The 16,226-nt window shown below is 60.6% G+C and carries 16 protein-coding genes; 13 read left to right on the top strand and 3 right to left on the bottom strand.

Translation table 11 applies throughout. From position 1 onward, the window contains the following. Nucleotides 1–61: 61 nt before the first annotated feature. Nucleotides 62–529 carry a nucleoside deaminase gene (locus HYT87_05370; protein MBI2059184.1) on the bottom strand — a complete coding sequence of 156 codons (468 nt, stop codon included), beginning with the start codon at nucleotides 527–529 and terminating at the stop codon, nucleotides 62–64. A 144-nt stretch (nucleotides 530–673) separates the two neighbouring features. Here HYT87_05370 and HYT87_05365 point away from each other — a divergent pair, with 144 nt between their 5' ends. The 13 genes from HYT87_05365 to HYT87_05305 all read left to right on the top strand — a co-directional run bounded on the left by HYT87_05365 (nucleotide 674) and on the right by HYT87_05305 (nucleotide 15,484). Further along, entirely contained in the window at nucleotides 674–973 is a 300-nt protein-coding gene (locus tag HYT87_05365) for a toxin-antitoxin system protein (protein ID MBI2059183.1), read from the top strand. A gap of 26 nt (nucleotides 974–999) precedes the next feature. After that, nucleotides 1,000–1,311, top strand: a complete 312-nt coding sequence (locus HYT87_05360; protein MBI2059182.1) for a type II toxin-antitoxin system PemK/MazF family toxin — start codon at nucleotides 1,000–1,002, stop codon at nucleotides 1,309–1,311. Between the two features lie 189 nt (nucleotides 1,312–1,500). After that, nucleotides 1,501–2,031, top strand: coding sequence for a bifunctional pyr operon transcriptional regulator/uracil phosphoribosyltransferase PyrR (pyrR, locus tag HYT87_05355; GenBank protein ID MBI2059181.1), 531 nt, complete (start codon nucleotides 1,501–1,503; stop codon nucleotides 2,029–2,031). A 2-nt stretch (nucleotides 2,032–2,033) separates the two neighbouring features. Then, nucleotides 2,034–2,969 carry an aspartate carbamoyltransferase catalytic subunit gene (locus HYT87_05350; GenBank protein MBI2059180.1) on the top strand — a complete coding sequence of 312 codons (936 nt, stop codon included), beginning with the start codon at nucleotides 2,034–2,036 and terminating at the stop codon, nucleotides 2,967–2,969. Between the two features lie 5 nt (nucleotides 2,970–2,974). Beyond that, nucleotides 2,975–4,408, top strand: coding sequence for a dihydroorotase (locus HYT87_05345; protein ID MBI2059179.1), 1,434 nt, complete (start codon nucleotides 2,975–2,977; stop codon nucleotides 4,406–4,408). Next, nucleotides 4,405–5,655, top strand: coding sequence for a glutamine-hydrolyzing carbamoyl-phosphate synthase small subunit (gene carA / locus HYT87_05340; GenBank protein ID MBI2059178.1), 1,251 nt, complete (start codon nucleotides 4,405–4,407; stop codon nucleotides 5,653–5,655). The genes HYT87_05345 and carA overlap by 4 nt, the downstream gene beginning before the upstream one ends. Beyond that, a complete protein-coding gene (carB, locus tag HYT87_05335) occupies nucleotides 5,648–8,923 on the top strand; it encodes a carbamoyl-phosphate synthase large subunit (protein ID MBI2059177.1) in 3,276 nt (1,091 codons plus the stop codon). Before carA ends, carB begins: the two co-directional genes overlap by 8 nt. A 22-nt stretch (nucleotides 8,924–8,945) precedes the next feature. Beyond that, nucleotides 8,946–9,431 carry a transcription elongation factor GreA gene (gene greA / locus HYT87_05330; GenBank protein ID MBI2059176.1) on the top strand — a complete coding sequence of 162 codons (486 nt, stop codon included), beginning with the start codon at nucleotides 8,946–8,948 and terminating at the stop codon, nucleotides 9,429–9,431. Between the two features lie 125 nt (nucleotides 9,432–9,556). Then, entirely contained in the window at nucleotides 9,557–11,686 is a 2,130-nt protein-coding gene (gene recG, locus HYT87_05325) for an ATP-dependent DNA helicase RecG (GenBank protein ID MBI2059175.1), read from the top strand. A gap of 5 nt (nucleotides 11,687–11,691) precedes the next feature. After that, the gene (lipA, locus tag HYT87_05320) at nucleotides 11,692–12,678 is read left to right on the top strand and encodes a lipoyl synthase (protein MBI2059174.1); all 987 of its coding nucleotides are present in this window, start codon (nucleotides 11,692–11,694) and stop codon (nucleotides 12,676–12,678) included. Between the two features lie 10 nt (nucleotides 12,679–12,688). After that, the gene (locus tag HYT87_05315) at nucleotides 12,689–13,186 is read left to right on the top strand and encodes a hypothetical protein (protein MBI2059173.1); all 498 of its coding nucleotides are present in this window, start codon (nucleotides 12,689–12,691) and stop codon (nucleotides 13,184–13,186) included. Nucleotides 13,187–13,202: 16 nt separating this feature from the next. After that, nucleotides 13,203–14,309, top strand: a complete 1,107-nt coding sequence (locus HYT87_05310) for a GAF domain-containing protein (protein ID MBI2059172.1) — start codon at nucleotides 13,203–13,205, stop codon at nucleotides 14,307–14,309. A gap of 2 nt (nucleotides 14,310–14,311) precedes the next feature. Then, nucleotides 14,312–15,484 (top strand): type IV pilus twitching motility protein PilT, encoded by a 1,173-nt coding sequence (locus tag HYT87_05305; GenBank protein MBI2059171.1) that lies wholly within the window; start codon nucleotides 14,312–14,314, stop codon nucleotides 15,482–15,484. Nucleotides 15,485–15,600: 116 nt separating this feature from the next. On the opposite strand, the gene HYT87_05300 is transcribed toward HYT87_05305, so the two are convergent. Together HYT87_05300 and HYT87_05295 are read right to left on the bottom strand one after the other, a co-directional pair. Continuing rightward, nucleotides 15,601–16,011, bottom strand: coding sequence for a PIN domain-containing protein (locus HYT87_05300; protein MBI2059170.1), 411 nt, complete (start codon nucleotides 16,009–16,011; stop codon nucleotides 15,601–15,603). Beyond that, complete coding sequence (locus HYT87_05295; protein MBI2059169.1) at nucleotides 15,989–16,198, bottom strand: hypothetical protein; 210 nt, start codon at nucleotides 16,196–16,198, stop codon at nucleotides 15,989–15,991. The genes HYT87_05300 and HYT87_05295 overlap by 23 nt, the downstream gene beginning before the upstream one ends. Between the last annotated feature and the right edge of the window lie 28 nt (nucleotides 16,199–16,226).

The raw sequence follows: 16,226 nt of genomic DNA, 5'->3' as shown, positions 1-16,226 counted from the left end.
TTTCCCTCCTCCTTGACGGGGGAGGGTAGGGGTGGGGGTGAGAACGCAGCCGACGATGAGGTCATGTGGGAGTCGAGGCCTTTCGGAGTTCTTTGAAGAACGTGGTGAGAAGATCCGCGCACTCCCGTTCCAGGATGCCGCCGACGACCGTCATGCGATGGGAGAGGCGCTTGTCCTTCGGAATGTCATAAAGCGAGCCGGCCGCACCGGCCTTTTCGTCGCGCGCTCCGAAAACAAGACGCGGGATCCGGGCGAGAAGGATCGCTCCCACGCACATGATGCAGGGTTCGAGCGTCACATACATCGTCGCGTCGGTCAGCCGCCAACTTCCTTCCTTCGCGGCGGCCTCCTTGATCGCCAGGAGCTCGGCATGCGCGGTGGGATCCTGCGCGCTCTCCCTCAAATTGTGGGCGCGGACGACCACCTGATCATTCTTCACGATGACCGCCCCGATGGGGACCTCCGCCTTCGCGGCGGCGGCGCGGGCCTCCTCGATGGCCGAGCGCATGAAATCTTCGTGGAGCGTCACGTCGGGATTATAGCCGCTGTCGCCCGCGAGACAACCTGCGGAGGTGGCCCGGTCGAAGGTTCCACGTCTTCGGCGAACCCATGTGGAGTGGACACATGGGTATTCTATATTGTATACTGAATTGTATACAGAAGGAGGACCCTGATGGCTACGCCCCTTGTGCGGTTGAGCCCCGAAACCCATGCGCTTCTGCGGAAAATGGCGGCTGATTCGCAGGAATCCATGCAAGTGCTGGTGGGTCGTGCCGTGGAGCACTACCGGCGCGAGCGGCTTCTTGAGGATGTGAACCGCGCCTATGCCCGGACTCTCGGCGATCCCCTGGAGCGGCAGCAGATCGGAGAGGAACGGGAAGTGTGGGACCAGACGTTGGCCGATGGATTGGAGGCGGAACACCCTATCGGTAGGAGGCCGGGTAGGGGTAGGAGGAGGAGGCCGGAGAAGTGACTCCCCCCCTGCGTGGTGAAATCTGGATGGCGGACCTCAATCCGACTCGAGGCCGGGAGCAGGCCGGGTTTCGACCGGTCTTGGTCGTGTCTCACGACATCTTCAACCGAGGGCCATCGGGCCTGGTCATTGCGCTTCCCGTCACCTCGACGCTCCGGGGAATTCCCTCGCAAATCCTCCTCGGCGCGCCGGAGGGAGGGCTCGGAAAAACGAGCGTCGCCATGTGCGAAGGCATCCGATCGATCGCCAAGGAAAGATTGGTCAAGCGGCGCGGCATGGTTTCCGCGAGGACCCTGATCTCTGTGGAGGACGTGCTCCGGACGCTGCTTCAACTGTAACCCGCGCCGCCGCGATGGTCCGAGTGGCTGTATGGAATGATTTGACAAGTTCCCAGACGGCGCTATAGTGGCCCTGACCTTTTAATCCGGTCCGGAGAGACCGGAAAGGGCGATATGACGACGCCACGATCAGCAAGGAGTCCCTACGCCGCTCAGGCGGCCCCCCCGAAGAGTTCCCACGGTGCTCCAGTGCCTTCCCGTACCGTCCTCTCCGCCGACGAAATTCGCCGTGCCCTTGCGCGAATCGCCCATGAAATCCTTGAACGCAATCACGGCCTCGACGGTCTGAGCTTGATCGGCGTCCGGACGCGCGGCGTGACGATGGCCCAGCGTCTTCGCGATGAAATCCTCAAGATCGAAAATGTATCACCGCCTCTTGGAACCGTGGACATCACGCTTTACCGCGACGACCTAGACCATCGTGAGAATCAGCCGGAACTCAAGAGCACGGAAATTAGCTTTGATCTGGCTGACAAGATCGTGGTCCTCGTGGACGACGTGCTCTTCACCGGCCGCACGGTGCGGTCGGCCATGGACGCGCTGGTGGATTTCGGTCGGCCGAAGAGCATCCAGCTCGCCGTGCTCATCGACCGCGGGCACCGCGAGCTTCCCATCAAGGCCGACTACGTGGGCAAAAACATTCCGACCTCCAGGGACGAGAAAGTTAAAGTCATGCTTGCCGAGGAGGACGGCAAGGATCAGGTGGTGGTGGAGGGTTGACCATGGCCCAATTGAGCGTGAAGCATCTCTGGGGGATCGAGCCCCTGACAAAATCTGATATCCGGACGATTGTCGATACCGCCAAGTCGATGAAGTCGGTTTCGCAGCGGGCCATAAAGAAAGTCCCCGCGCTCCGCGGCAAGACCATCGTGAATCTTTTCCTGGAATCCAGCACCCGCACGCGGTCCTCCTTCGAAATCGCCGCCAAACGGCTTTCGGCCGATACGCTCTCCTTCAGCGCGACCGGATCGAGCCTCTCCAAAGGTGAGACCCTCGCGGACACCGCCCGGAACCTCGAAGCGATGGCCCCGGACGCCATCGTGATCCGCCACTCCGCCTCGGGCGCGCCCGTCCTTCTTTCCAAGGCGGTGAAGGCCGCGGTGATCAATGCCGGTGACGGCTCGCACGAACATCCCACGCAGGCCCTCCTGGATCTGATGACGGTGGAGGAGAACAAGGGGCCGGTCGAAGGAATGAAGATCGCCATCATTGGAGACATCGCGCACAGCCGCGTGGCCCGCTCCAATCTCTTTGCTTTCACGCGGATGGGGGCCGTGGTGTGGCTCTGCGGACCCGGGACCATGATTCCGCGCGAGATCGACCGCCTTGGCGCGCGCGTCACCACGGACATGGACGAGGCCATCGATGGCGCGGACGTGATCATGATGCTTCGGATACAAATGGAGCGTGGGAGCGGAACGCTTTTCCCGAGCGTCCGCGAATATGCACAAATGTTCGGTCTGAATGCCCAGAGGCTCGGAAAGGCCCGGAAGGGTGCGATCATTTTGCACCCCGGCCCCATGAACCGGGGCATCGAAATCGCCAGCGAGGTGGCCGATGGAGAGGCGTCGGTCATCCTCGAACAAGTTGAAAACGGCGTGGCCGTGAGGATGGCCGTCCTCTACCTCCTCATCGGTCGCGGAACCTCGGTGAACTGACGGTGATGGACAACGCGAATCGGCCCCTGAACCTCCTCATCGATTCCATCCGGCTCGTGGATCCCGACCGGCACAGTGATGGAACGGCATCCGTACTGATCGAAGACGGACTGGTCAAGAAAATTGCCCGAGCGGAAGCGGAACAACAGGTGCTACGGGCGCGGGCCCGGATGAGGGGCTCGTCGCTGGATGTGCTCAACGGGCGGGATCTTGTGATCTTCCCGGGACTCGTGGATGTGCACGTCCATCTTCGCGAACCGGGATTTGAGTACAAGGAGACGGTCAAAACAGGGTGCGCGGCGGCGGCGCGGGGCGGATTCACCGCCGTGTGCGCGATGGCGAATACGCAGCCCGTGAACGACTGCCGAGCGGTTACCGAATTCATTCTCAAGAAGGCCGCGGAGGTCAAAGGCGTGCAGGTTCATCCGATCGGCGCGGCGAGCAAGGGGCTTCAGGGAAAAGAACTCGCCGAGATCGGCGACATGAAAAGCGGCGGCATCGTGGCCGTGAGCGACGACGGCAAGCCGGTTCTGGATTCAGGACTCATGCGCCGGGCGCTCGAATATGCGCGGACGTTCGGCCTGCCGGTCGTCTCCCACTGCGAAGACTCGACCTTGTGCCCGCATGGCGTTATGCACGAGGGAGTCGTTTCAACCCGACTCGGTCTGGAGGGCATGCCCGCCGAGGCGGAAGAGATCATGGTGTCGCGTGACATTCATCTGGCGGGATTGACGGGGGCCCGGCTCCATCTTGCCCATATCAGCACGGCGGGAAGCGTGGAGCTGGTCCGACGGGCCAAGCATGACGGGCTTCCGGTGACGGCGGAGGTGACGCCCCACCATCTCCTGCTGACGCACGAATCGCTCATGGCCGACGGTGGGTACAACACCCATTTCAAGATGAATCCGCCCCTCCGAACGATCAAGGACGGCGAAGCGCTCGCCCACGGTCTCCAGGATGGAACGATCGATTGTATCGCTACCGATCACGCGCCGCATTCCGCGGATGACAAGAGCGTGGAGTTTGCGTCGGCTCCATTTGGCGTCATTGGACTGGAGACGGCCCTGGCGGTCGGGCTTTTCCTCGTGCACAAAGGCGTCCTGACGTATCTCCAGCTTGCGGAGAAGATGTCCTTGAATCCTTCCAAGGTTTTCAATCTTTCCCACGGGCGCATCCTGGAGGGCAGGCCGGCCTCTCTGGCGATTTTCGACCCCCATCGGAGTTGGACGGTGAAAGCGGCGGAGCTGAGATCGAAGAGCCGGAACTCCGCCTTTGAGAACTGGACTTTCACGGGAGACACGGCGTACACCATCGGTATGGGGACCATGAGTTACCGGGCGGATTGGGCGAGACCTTTTGGCACGGCCGCGAGTCTGGCTGATCCGTCGTCCGAAGGTCATGCTTCCGAACCGGAGCAGGACACCCCGCTGACGGCATGAGAAAAGCCAAGTTCCTCCGCGCTGGAAGACCTCGCCCCGCGCTGCTCGCCCTTGCGGATGGAACAATCTATGAGGGCACGAACTTCGGTTCGGAAGGCGAAACCACGGGCGAGGTGGTTTTCAACACGGCGATGACCGGCTACCAGGAGATCCTGACGGACCCCTCCTATCGCGGCCAGTTCGTGGTCATGACCTATCCCGAAATCGGAAACTATGGCGTGAACGAGGATGACGTAGAGTCATCCAAGCCCCATGTCCAGGGATTCATCGTGAAAGAGTATTGGGACCGGCCCAGCAATTTCCGCTCGGGCGGCTCGCTCGGGCGCTATCTGGAGAAACACGGAATCGTGGGCATTCAGGGCCTGGATACCCGCGCGCTCGTGCGCCGGCTGCGTGAGCGAGGCGCCATGCAGGGAATCATCTCCACTGAAATGCTTGATCCGAAAACTTTGGCGGAAAAAGCGCGCGCCCTTCCGAGCATCGTAGGTGTCGATCTGGTGCGCGATGTCACGACGCCAACAGCCTTCGACTGGAAGGGCGTCCTTCGGACCCCCCCATCCGCACCTTCCCCCTCAAGGGGGGAAGGGCCTCAAGAATTCCCCTCCCCCTCGAAGGGGGAGGGTGAGGGTGGGGATGAGCGCCAACGATCGTTCAACGTCGTCGCCTTCGACTACGGGATCAAGTGGAATATCCTTCGCATGTTGGCCTCAGCCGGGTGCAGGGTTCGAGTGGTCCCGGCCTCCACGTCCGCCGAGCAAGTTCTCGAATGGAAGCCGGACGGCATCTTTCTGTCCAACGGGCCGGGTGATCCCGAAGCCGTCACATACGCCATCGAGAACGTGAGAAAACTGCTGGGGAAGAAACCGATCTTCGGCATCTGCCTCGGGCACCAGATCCTGGGACTGGCGTTCGGCGGGAAAACGTTCAAGCTGAAATATGGACACCATGGAGCGAACCACCCCGTGGCGGACTTGGAAACGGGAAAGATTGAGATCACGAGCCAGAACCATGGTTTCGCCGTCGATCCACGGACGGTGGGCATGACGGCCGATAATTCACTCGCAAAGGGACTGAAAATCACGCACCTCAATCTGAATGATCGGACTGTGGAGGGGATGCGGCACACGGAGCTGCAGGTCTTCTCCGTGCAGTACCACCCCGAGGCGTCCCCTGGGCCGCATGACGCGAGCTACCTTTTCGACCGGTTCCTCAAGATGATGGATGAGGGGGCGGCTGGGCATGCCTAAGAGGACGGACATCGAGAAGATCCTGCTCATCGGCTCCGGCCCGATCGTCATCGGCCAGGCGTGTGAATTCGACTACTCCGGAACCCAGGCTTGTAAGATCCTCCGCAAAGAGGGCTACAAGATGATCCTCGTGAATTCGAATCCGGCCACCATCATGACGGACCCCGAATTTGCGGACCGAACCTACGTGGAGCCGCTCACGGTGGACGCGGTGGCCAAAATCATCGAGCGGGAGAGGCCTGAAGCCCTTCTTCCCACTCTCGGCGGTCAGACCGGACTCAATCTCGCATTGGATCTTGCCGAGCGCGGTGTCTTGAAGAAATTCAATGTGGAGATGATCGGCGCGGGTGTTGAGGCGATCCGGAAGGCAGAGGACCGCGCGCTGTTCAAGGAATCGATGCGCCGGGTGGGCCTGGAATGTCCGCGGAGCGCCTATGTCGGCTCGGTGCAGGAAGCCTCTGATTTTGCGGATGAGGTCGGGTATCCGCTGATTTTGCGTCCATCGTTTACGCTGGGAGGAACCGGCGGGAGCATCGCGCATACTCCGAAACAGCTCAAGGGAGCCATCGAGTGGGCACTGGAGCTCAGTCCCGTGCACAAAGTACTTGTGGAAGAATCGGTAATGGGATGGAAAGAATACGAGCTCGAAGTCATGCGCGATCGAAAAGACAACGTCGTCATCGTTTGCCCGATTGAGAACTTCGATCCGATGGGGGTTCACACCGGCGACAGCATCACCGTGGCGCCCGCCCAGACGCTGACCGACAAGGAGTACCAGATCCTCCGCGATGCCTCGATCAAGATCATCCGCGAAATCGGCGTGGATACCGGTGGGTCCAACATCCAATTTGCCACGCATCCGAAAACCGGCCGGGTGCTCGCGATCGAGATGAATCCCCGTGTTTCGCGGAGTTCGGCATTGGCTTCCAAGGCGACGGGTTTTCCCATCGCCAAAATCGCGGCGCTCCTGGCTGTGGGATATACGCTCGACGAAATCCCGAATGACATAACGAAGAAGACCCCCGCCTGCTTCGAGCCGACCATCGACTACGTCGTGACGAAAATTCCGCGCTTCACCTTCGAGAAATTCAAGGCCGCGGACAACGTGCTGACCACGCAGATGAAATCGGTGGGGGAGGTCATGGCCATCGGCCGGACGTTCAAGGAATCGCTCCTCAAGGCGGTCCGTTCCCTCGAGATCGACGTGCATGGGCTCTACCTGAAGGATGCGAGCTGGGCTTCGCTCAAGCCGGCAGCGCGAAAGAAGGCGCTTCTTCGCAGGCTCAAACGGCCTTCGTCGGATCGCCTATGGCTGCTGGCGGAAGCCCTTCGGATGAAGGTGACGGTTGCGGATCTCTATCGACGCACGGGAGTCGATCCCTGGTTCCTGGATAATCTGGCCCAGGTCATCGATGCGGAGGCCGCCGTCGCCCGGGCACGGGAAGATTTCCGGAAGGGGCGGGTTTCGAGGGGACGTTCCATTCTCCGGCACGCGAAGGAAATCGGACTGTCCGACATCCGGATCGGGCAGCTCACCGGTCTGCCTGAATCGCAGGTCCGAGTATTGCGGGAGAAATGGAAGGTGCAACCGGTATACAAAGCCGTGGATACGTGCGCCGCGGAATTCGAGGCCCAGACCCCGTACTTGTACTCGACCTACGAATCGGAGGACGAAATGCCGCCGACGGGCCGGAAGAAGGTCATCATCCTCGGCGGGGGGCCGAACCGCATCGGTCAGGGGATCGAGTTCGACTACTGCTGTGTCCACGGCTCGTTCGCCCTCCGGGAGGAGGATTTCGAAGCCATCATGGTCAACTGCAATCCGGAAACGGTGAGCACGGACTACGACACCTCGGATCGCCTGTACTTCGAGCCGCTGACCTACGAAGATGTGATGAGCATTATTCGTCGCGAGAAGCCGGAGGGCGTCATCATCCAGTTCGGAGGCCAGACGCCGCTCAAGCTCGCGGTGCCGCTGGCCAGGGCGCGGGTGCCGATTCTCGGAACCTCACCGCGTTCCATCGATATCGCCGAGGACCGCGGGTTGTTTTCAAAACTTGTCCGCCGGCTGAAGCTCCGGCAGCCGCGGAGCGGTCTTGCCTATTCTCTCAAAGAGGCCCTCACCGTGGCCGGCAGGATCGGGTATCCTATTCTGACTCGTCCCTCCTACGTTCTGGGCGGGCGCGCGATGGAAATCATTTATGATGAGGCCATGCTGGGGCGGTACGTGAAGGAGGCGATCTGGGTTTCGCCCGATCATCCGGTTCTCATCGATCAGTTCTTGAAGGACGCGACGGAGGTGGACGTGGACGCCATCAGCGACGGCCGCACCACCGTCATCGGCGGAGTGATGCAACATATCGAGGAGGCGGGAATCCACTCGGGAGACAGCGCCTGCGCGCTGCCGCCGTACTCGCTTTCCCTGCGCGTGACGGAGCAGATCCGGGAGCAGACGAAGCGGCTCGCCGCGGCGCTCCGAGTTGTCGGTCTCATGAACGTGCAGTTCGCGGTGAAGGACGAGGAGGTCTATATCCTCGAAGTGAATCCTCGCGCATCCCGAACCATCCCGTTTGTGAGCAAAGCCATCGGGGTCCCCCTGGCCAAACTGGCGACCAAGGTGCTGGTGGGTCGCACGCTGGAGGAGCTCAAGTTCACCAAAGAGATGACCCCTTCCTACGTGAGCGTGAAGGAGGCCGTGCTCCCTTTCACGAAATTCCCAGGCGTGGATCCGCTCCTTGGCCCGGAGATGAAATCGACGGGCGAAGTGATGGGGATCGACGACCGTTTCGAAATCGCATTTGCGAAATCGCAGGTTGCCGCCGGAATGCCCCTGCCTTCGAGCGGAAATATCTTCCTAAGCGTGAAAAACGCGGACAAACCGGCGATCCTGGATGTGGCCAGGCGGTACTTCCGTCTTGGGTTCAGGCTCTACGCCACGCGCGGCACAGGCCAATACATGGAGTCCGCTTCCGGTGGCGAGATCCATGTAAATATCATCAAGAAAGTCAAAGAAGGAAGCCCCAACATTCTCGACTTGGTGGAGAAGGAAGGCGTGGCGCTTGTGATCAACACAACGTCCGGTGCCGCCGATGTTCAGGACTCGTATCCGATCCGAGCGACGGCGATTCGAAAAAACATCCCCTACTACACGACCGTTGAAGGCGCCCAGGCGGTCTCGCGCGCGGCGGAGGCCCTCCGCCAGGGGGAGATGGGGGTGAAATGCCTGCAAAGTTACTATCAGGAACGAGACCTGAGCGCGGCCGCTTGATACCAAGGAGGAACCACACACGATGAGCAACAACGTGCCCATTCCGATGACGCCGGAAGGCAAGAAGAAGATTGAAGAAGAACTACGAAAGCTGAAGAGCGTGGATCGGCCGAAGGTTATTCAGCAGTTGATCGATGCGCGGGCGCACGGAGACATCTCCGAGAATGCGGAGTACGAGGCCGCCAAAGACAGGCAGGGATGGGTTGAGGGGCGAATCCTCGAAGTGGAGGACAAGTTGGCCCGGGCCGTGGTGATCGACCCCTCCATGGCGCGGACGGACGTGGCCGTTTTCGGTTCGCGGGTCACGCTGGAAGAGACGTCGAGCAAGCGGGTCACGCGCTATCTCCTCGTGGGCCCCGAGGAAAGCAACATAAAGGATGGAAAGATTTCGATTCAGTCCCCCCTCGGGAAGGCCATGCTGGGCAAGAAACCGGGTGATCTGGTGGAGGTGGAAGCGCCCGGGGGGCTCAAGGAATACAAGATCGTCACCATCGGCGACGCGGCTTGAATCCACCCTTGGAATCGCCGCCTGACGCTTCCTCCATCCAAGACCCCGGCTCCCTGGATCTCCAGAGTAATCCCCCTCGCTCATCCTCTACGTCCGGTCCTCCACCGGGACCTCGATCGGAATCCATGTTGGAGAAGCAGGTGCGGTATGTGCGGGGTGTCGGGCCGAAGATCGGTTCGATTTTCCAGAAGTCGGGGATTGAGACGATGGCGGACCTCCTCTACTTCTTTCCCCGATCCTATGAGGACCGGCGCCGTATCACCCCTTTCTCCCAACTGCGGGCCGGTGAGGATGCGACCACCGTCGGCCGTGTCGTTCATTCCAAATTGGGATTCCTTCGAGGAGGAAGAAGGGTGCTGGACGTCGTCTTCTCCGATGGAACCGGCTATCTGACCGGTCGCTGGTTTCAATTTCGGGCGGGATACGAAGCGGTTTTCAAGCCGGGACTGGAGATGGTGCTCATTGGCCAGGTACGGACGTTTCGGGGTCGGCGGGAAATCATCCATCCGGGAATCGAACTCATTTCCGAAACGGCGGGAGCAGTTCCGACGTCGCCGCTGGGTACCGGGTCTGTCCCGTCGCTTCATTTCGGCCGCCTGGTCCCCGTCTATACCGAGATTGGCGGACTGAGTTCGAGACGCATCCGAACGATCATGCGCGAGGCGCTGAACTCGGCGGCCTCATCGGTTCGCTCGGCCCTGCCGCCGGCCCTTGAACGAACCGAACGCCTCCCGGCGCTGGCTCCATCGCTGGAAAAAGTCCATTTCCCGGCGGGCGACGACGATCTGGTGAAACTTTTGTCGAGACGCTCACCCTGCCAACGCCGAATCATTCTTGAGGAGTTTTATCTGCTCGGTCTGGGGTTGCTGCTCAGGAAGCGCTCGCTGCAAAAGCAAAGAGGACATGCCTTCGAAATCCAGGGGGAGTTGGCCGGACGGGCGAAGGCCGGCTTGGGATTCGCCCTTACCGCGGCGCAGGAGCGCTGCCTGGGCGAGGTGACCGCGGATCTGCGGCGTCCGGTCCCCATGCACCGGCTCCTTGAGGGCGATGTCGGAAGCGGAAAAACCGTGGTGGCCTTTCTGGCGGCGTTGAACGCTGCGGAGAATGAGTTCCAAACCGTCTTCATGGCGCCGACGGAAATCCTGGCGGAGCAACACCACCGTACGCTGCAAGCGTGGGCTGGGCCTTTGAAACTTCGAGTGGAAATTCTGACCGGTCGCATGGGCCCGCAGGAGCGTCGACGCATCGCGTCCGATCTCAAGTCAGGCTTGTGCAAGATCGTTGTGGGAACGCACGCCCTGATCCAGGATCGCGTCGAATTCGGGCGGTTGGGACTTGTGGTGGTGGATGAACAGCATCGATTCGGTGTGGCCCAACGTGCCATCCTGATGGGTAAAGGAACTTCTCCCCATGTTCTGAGCATGACGGCGACGCCGATCCCGCGGACCTTGGCCATGACTCTGTATGGCGATCTCGATGTCAGCACGTTGGACGAACTCCCACCCGGTAGGCAGCCGGTGGCCACGCGCGTGGTCCGGGAATCCCAGCGCGCCCGGTACTACAAGTTCGTCCACGATGAAGTGAAAAAAGGCCATCAGGCCTTCATCGTGTATCCTCTCATCGAAGAATCCGAAAAGCTCTATCTGAAAAACGCGGTCCGGATGGCCGAAGAGTTCCAGAAGCGGATATTTCCGGACTTGCGTGTGGGGCTGGTCCACGGGAGGATGAAGGAGGAGGACAAGGACAAGATCATGCGGAGTTTCGGTGAAGGCCGGATCGATATCCTGGTTTCGACGACGGTGGTCGAGGTGGGTATCGATGTGCCCAACGCCACGGTCATGGTGGTGGAGCACGCCGAGCGGTTCGGGCTTTCGCAACTCCACCAGTTGCGGGGGCGGGTCGGGCGAGGCTCGGCTCCCTCCACGTGCCTGCTGGTGGCCGGGGGGGGGGGAGTCGGAGGGGACTCGGCCCGCCGGCTGGAAATCATGACGCGTACCCAGAATGGCTTTGAGATCGCCGATGAAGACCTCCGCATCCGGGGGCCGGGCGAATTCCTTGGCGTGAGACAATCCGGCATTCCGGAATTCCACCTCGGCAATTTGGTTACGGATGTCAGCCTTCTGCGGAAAGCGCGGGACTGGGCGGACAAGACATTGGAAACGGATTCGGACCTCTCGCGCCCCGAGCACCGTGAGACCCGGCGAATTCTCCTTAGGAAATGGCAGGGGCGGTTGGAACTGGGGGCCGTGGGATAACGTCCATGGGCGTCCGGCTACCCCAAACACGGCTTCCCGAGTGGGTTCGCAAGCCTATTCGCTGGAGCGAAGGTCTCCACGGCATGAAGATCCTGCTCCGTGGAACGAAACTCCACACGGTCTGCGAGGAGGCGCGCTGCCCGAACATGGAGGAGTGTTTTACTCTGGGGACGGCGACCTTCATGATATTGGGGGATGTCTGCACCCGGCGCTGCGGCTTCTGCTCGGTTACCACCGGAAAACCACCGACGGTAGACCCCCTTGAGCCGCGCCACGTCGCCGAGGCTGTGGAGAAACTTCGTCTCAAGCATGTGGTCCTGACCTCCCCCGCCCGCGATGATCTCCCGGACGAAGGAGCCGCGGGGTTCGAGGCTTGCGTGCGTGCGCTGAGAAACTCCGTCCCAACCGTCACCGTCGAGGTTCTTACACCAGACTTCAGCGGAGATGAGGGAAAAATCGCACGAGTTGCCCGGAGCGGCGTCCACATCTACAACCACAATATCGAGACGGTCCCCCGCCTCCAGAAGCGGGTCCGACCCGCCGCGTCTTATGATCGGTCTCTTGGAGTCCTGACGTCTGCGAAAAAGGCTGAACCGAAAGTGGTGGCGAAATCGGGGCTGATGGTGGGCTTGGGGGAACGGGAAGACGAAGTCATCGACGTTCTCAAGGATCTACGCGGGGCCGGCTGCGAAATGGTGACCATTGGTCAGTACCTCCGGCCCTCCGCGGATTGCCTGCCGGTTTCTGAATATGTGCATCCGGAGGTTTTCGCGCGCCTCCGGACGAAAGCTCTGGAATTGGGGTTTAGGCAGGCGGCTTCCGGCCCGTTCGTCAGGAGTTCCTATCATGCGGAGAGGGCCAGGCACGAGGCCGGTGTGACCCCACCACCTGAAACCGGCCACGGGGTGGCCTCGTGCCGCGAGCCGCCAACAGCGGCTGTTTCAGATGGTGGGGTAAACGAAAGGGTTCAAAGTGAAGGCGTTCCGAGGTAAGATGCTTCCCGTGGCTGCAAACCATCGAGGAGCCGGGAACATCAAGGCCCTTTTCGCGTCCGCTCTGACCGTGGCTGTCATGTACATGATCATGGACATCCGCGGTTTTCGGGAGCCGGAGTGGCTCAAATCCAAGAAGCCCGCGCCCGCCCAGGGCGTGAATCTCCAGAAACCCGAGGCGATTATCGGTGCACTAAAGGACAAGATTGAGAGCATCCGGGAGCGGGCCAAGGGCGGTCCCGCCGAGGTGGTCTCCTCCGGTGCGGAAATCGATCGGGGAGAGGTTGAGAAGTTCTTCGAAACGGAAGAGGCGGCCAAACTGATCCCCCATCCGGCCACGCACTACGGGGCAGCCTGGTATTTCCTTAAGCCGGAGTGGTTGGATCGGGACGTGGTGAAGGTTGCGTACGAGGATGGGAACCGAAAGGAACACATGGTGCTGAAGGTTTCGGGCATGAGCGGCCGCAAACCGGAATTGAAAATCCTTTGGGACAGTTGGGGACAGTAGAAGAGAGTCGATCTTCGTGACCATCGAATTGGAAACCCCCGAGGAAGTACCCACGCCGGAGGAGGTCCAGATCTCCGAAGGTCTCGTCTTCGATCAGGGTGTAACCCAACTCGGTAAGCGCCTCGAAATCGTTGGGAAACTGGTGTCCCTGCTTTCCCTGCGGGGTGAGTTCAGTGTGCTTATCAACAAGATCATGGATCTGTGCATGGAGGCCGTGGATTGCGAGGCCGGCAGCATTCTGGAAGTGGACGAGAAGAAGGGGGATCTCTTCTTCGTCGCCGCCCGCGGCCCCGCGGCCGATCAGGTCATGAAGTTCAGGGTGCCGATGGGGAAGGGCATTGCGGGATACAGCGCCGAAACGTCGGAGACCTTGGCGGTGTCGGACGTCTTCAAGGATCCCCGCTTCTTCAAGGAAATCAGCGAGGCGCTGAAATTCGAAACGCGCTCCATCCTCTGCATGCCGATCAATATCCGGGGGAAGGTGTACGGCGTGGTGGAGTGGATCAACAAGAAGGGAAACGACGTTTTTACGGCGGACGACCTGGAGATCCTCAAAGAGATCTCCCACGGCGCGGCTTCGCTCATCGAGAATTTCCGACTGATGCAGAAATACGAGCGGCGCCTGAAATCGCTTGTCTCGATCATCGAGTCGGTGCCGTCGGTCTATAATGCGAAATCCCTTTACGAATGTTCGAGAAGCATCCTGAAATCCGCCCTTCAACTTACGCAGACGGACTCATCTTTTCTCCTCCTGACCGACGGCGCCAAGCACATGCTCTATTCCCATACGACCCAGGGATTCGGCGATCCGGTGATCGTGAAGGAGGAGGGTTCGGCCTTTTTCGAAAGCATCAAGGGGCAGAAGCCGATCCTCAAGCAGAAGGCGGACGGAGTGGACGACTGGAAACTCCCGCCGGAAGTGAAGGCGTCCGCCCAGATGCAATCACTTTTTTGCGTTCCGATCTGGTACGGCCAAGTCCTCCTGGGCTCACTGGGGATCGGATCGAACGGGATTCAGCCGGTCGGCAGTGAAGAGCAGAAAGTGTTGATGGCCCTCGGAATCGGCGCATCAGGATCGATCGGCCGGTTTCTCAAGAGGGAGACGCCGCCTCAACCCTCCTGACGATGCAGATCAACGAACTGCTCCAGGCCCTCATCAAGAACAAGGCATCTGACCTGCATTTGAAAGTAGGGCGGCCCGCCCTGTTCCGTGTTCAAGGGAAACTTCTACCCTCGAAGGCCAATCCCCTGGCACAGGAGGAAATCAAGGCCCTGCTCTACAGTATGATGACGCAACGCCAGATTCAGAAGTATGAGAACGACCAGGAGATCGACTTCTCCTACGAAATCACCAACCTTTCCCGGTTCCGCGTCAACGGGTTCATCCAGAAAGGCAACGTGGGCATGGTCGTCCGCGCCATCCCCTACAAGATTCCGACCATCGATGAAATGGGGCTTCCGCCCGTGTTGAAGGACCTTGCTTCCAAACATCGCGGACTGATCCTGGTGACCGGTCCGACGGGAAGCGGGAAGTCGACGTCGCTCGCCGCCATCATCGATTACGTGAATGGAACCCGCGCGTGTCACGTGGTGACGCTGGAGGACCCGATCGAATTCGTTTACGCGGACAAGTTCGCCACGATCAATCAGCGGGAGATCGGCCTCGATACGCGGAGCATGGCGGAAGGTCTTCGACGGGCCATGCGGCAGGACCCGGACCTCATTCTTGTGGGCGAAATGCGCGATCCGGAGACGATTAACACGGCGGTCACAGCCGCTGAAACGGGGCATTTGGTTCTATCTACGCTGCACACGAACGATGCCCGGCAATCGATCGACCGTATCGTCGATTCGTTTCCGCACGAGCAGCAGGGACAAGTGCGGCAGCAGCTTTCATCCTGCCTCGTGGCGGTTATCGCCCAGCGCTTGTGCCGGCTGGCGAGCGGTCAGGGCCGCGCTGCGGCGATGGAAATCATGATCAACTCACCGACCATCTCCAAGATGATCGCCGAGGGGGAAACGTTCAAGATCAATCAGGCGATCGAGAGTTCCAACACGTACTACCGGATGCAGAGCTTCAATCAGCACCTTTTCCAGCTCGTGAAGGAGGGGAAGGTGACGCAGGACGAGGCGCTTGCCAACTCCAACAATCCGGAGGACCTCCGTCTCCGTTTCTCCGGCATTGCCTCCGGCGCGCCGGGCGCGATGGTGACGGACGGCATGGCCGACATGAGCGACCTCCAGAAGGGCAAAGCCTTCCAGCGCACCGACTACCTCGAAGTCTCGCTGAACGATTGATGGGTCGGCGGCTGCCTGGCAGGTCAGGTCGCCGAGCCTTAAAGGGCTATTGGGTACACGGGGTCAATCTTGAATATTGACTTGTTTGGAAATCGGCTTGAGGTTGGGGTCGTGCTCTAGACTGTGCGATAAAGAGTTGCCCCGGTGGCAGCGGCAATCGTTTGAAAGTGGGGATCTGAGGTGAGGATGGAGCTGCCCAACCGGGCGGCCAGGGCTGCCAGGAGGAAATCTATCATCGGAATTCTCGTTCCCCGGCGGTCGAAATCAGCGGCGACCTCGCCGGCTCGAATCCAATCCTCCAGGCGAGGCTCGACGACGGGGAAGATGCCCACCAGCGAACGATACCGCGCTCGACCGGTTACGGTTTTCGCGCCTCTCAAGAGTTCGGCGACCACCGGGGCCGTCACGAGAGCGCGCCGGGAGCGAACCAGCTCTTCTACCAACGGTGCAAGGCCTCTTCCGTGGTCGTGGTCGATCCAGGCGGAGGTATCGACGAGGACGGGCCTATCGGTCGCCGATCCGGTCACGCCAGCCCGCCGTGTTGGGATGGAGGTGCCGCTTTCCCCTGGTCTGTTCCAACCACAGGATCTGCTTCTGGTACGCGATGGCCTCTTCCACCGCCGAGCGAACGGCATCCGCCTTGCTTCGCGCACCCCGGAGGCGGCGGAGCTCTTCGACGGCACTCTCGGGAAGTGTCACTGTTGTGCGATTCATAGAACTATTCTATGCGATTTGGTACACA

The organism is Nitrospirota bacterium (assembly GCA_016180645.1).
GTDB lineage: Bacteria > JACPQY01 > JACPQY01 > JACPQY01 > JACPQY01 > JACPAV01.
The sequence above is the reverse complement of the archived record's forward strand: the minus strand, read 5'-3'. Positions and strand labels throughout refer to the sequence as shown.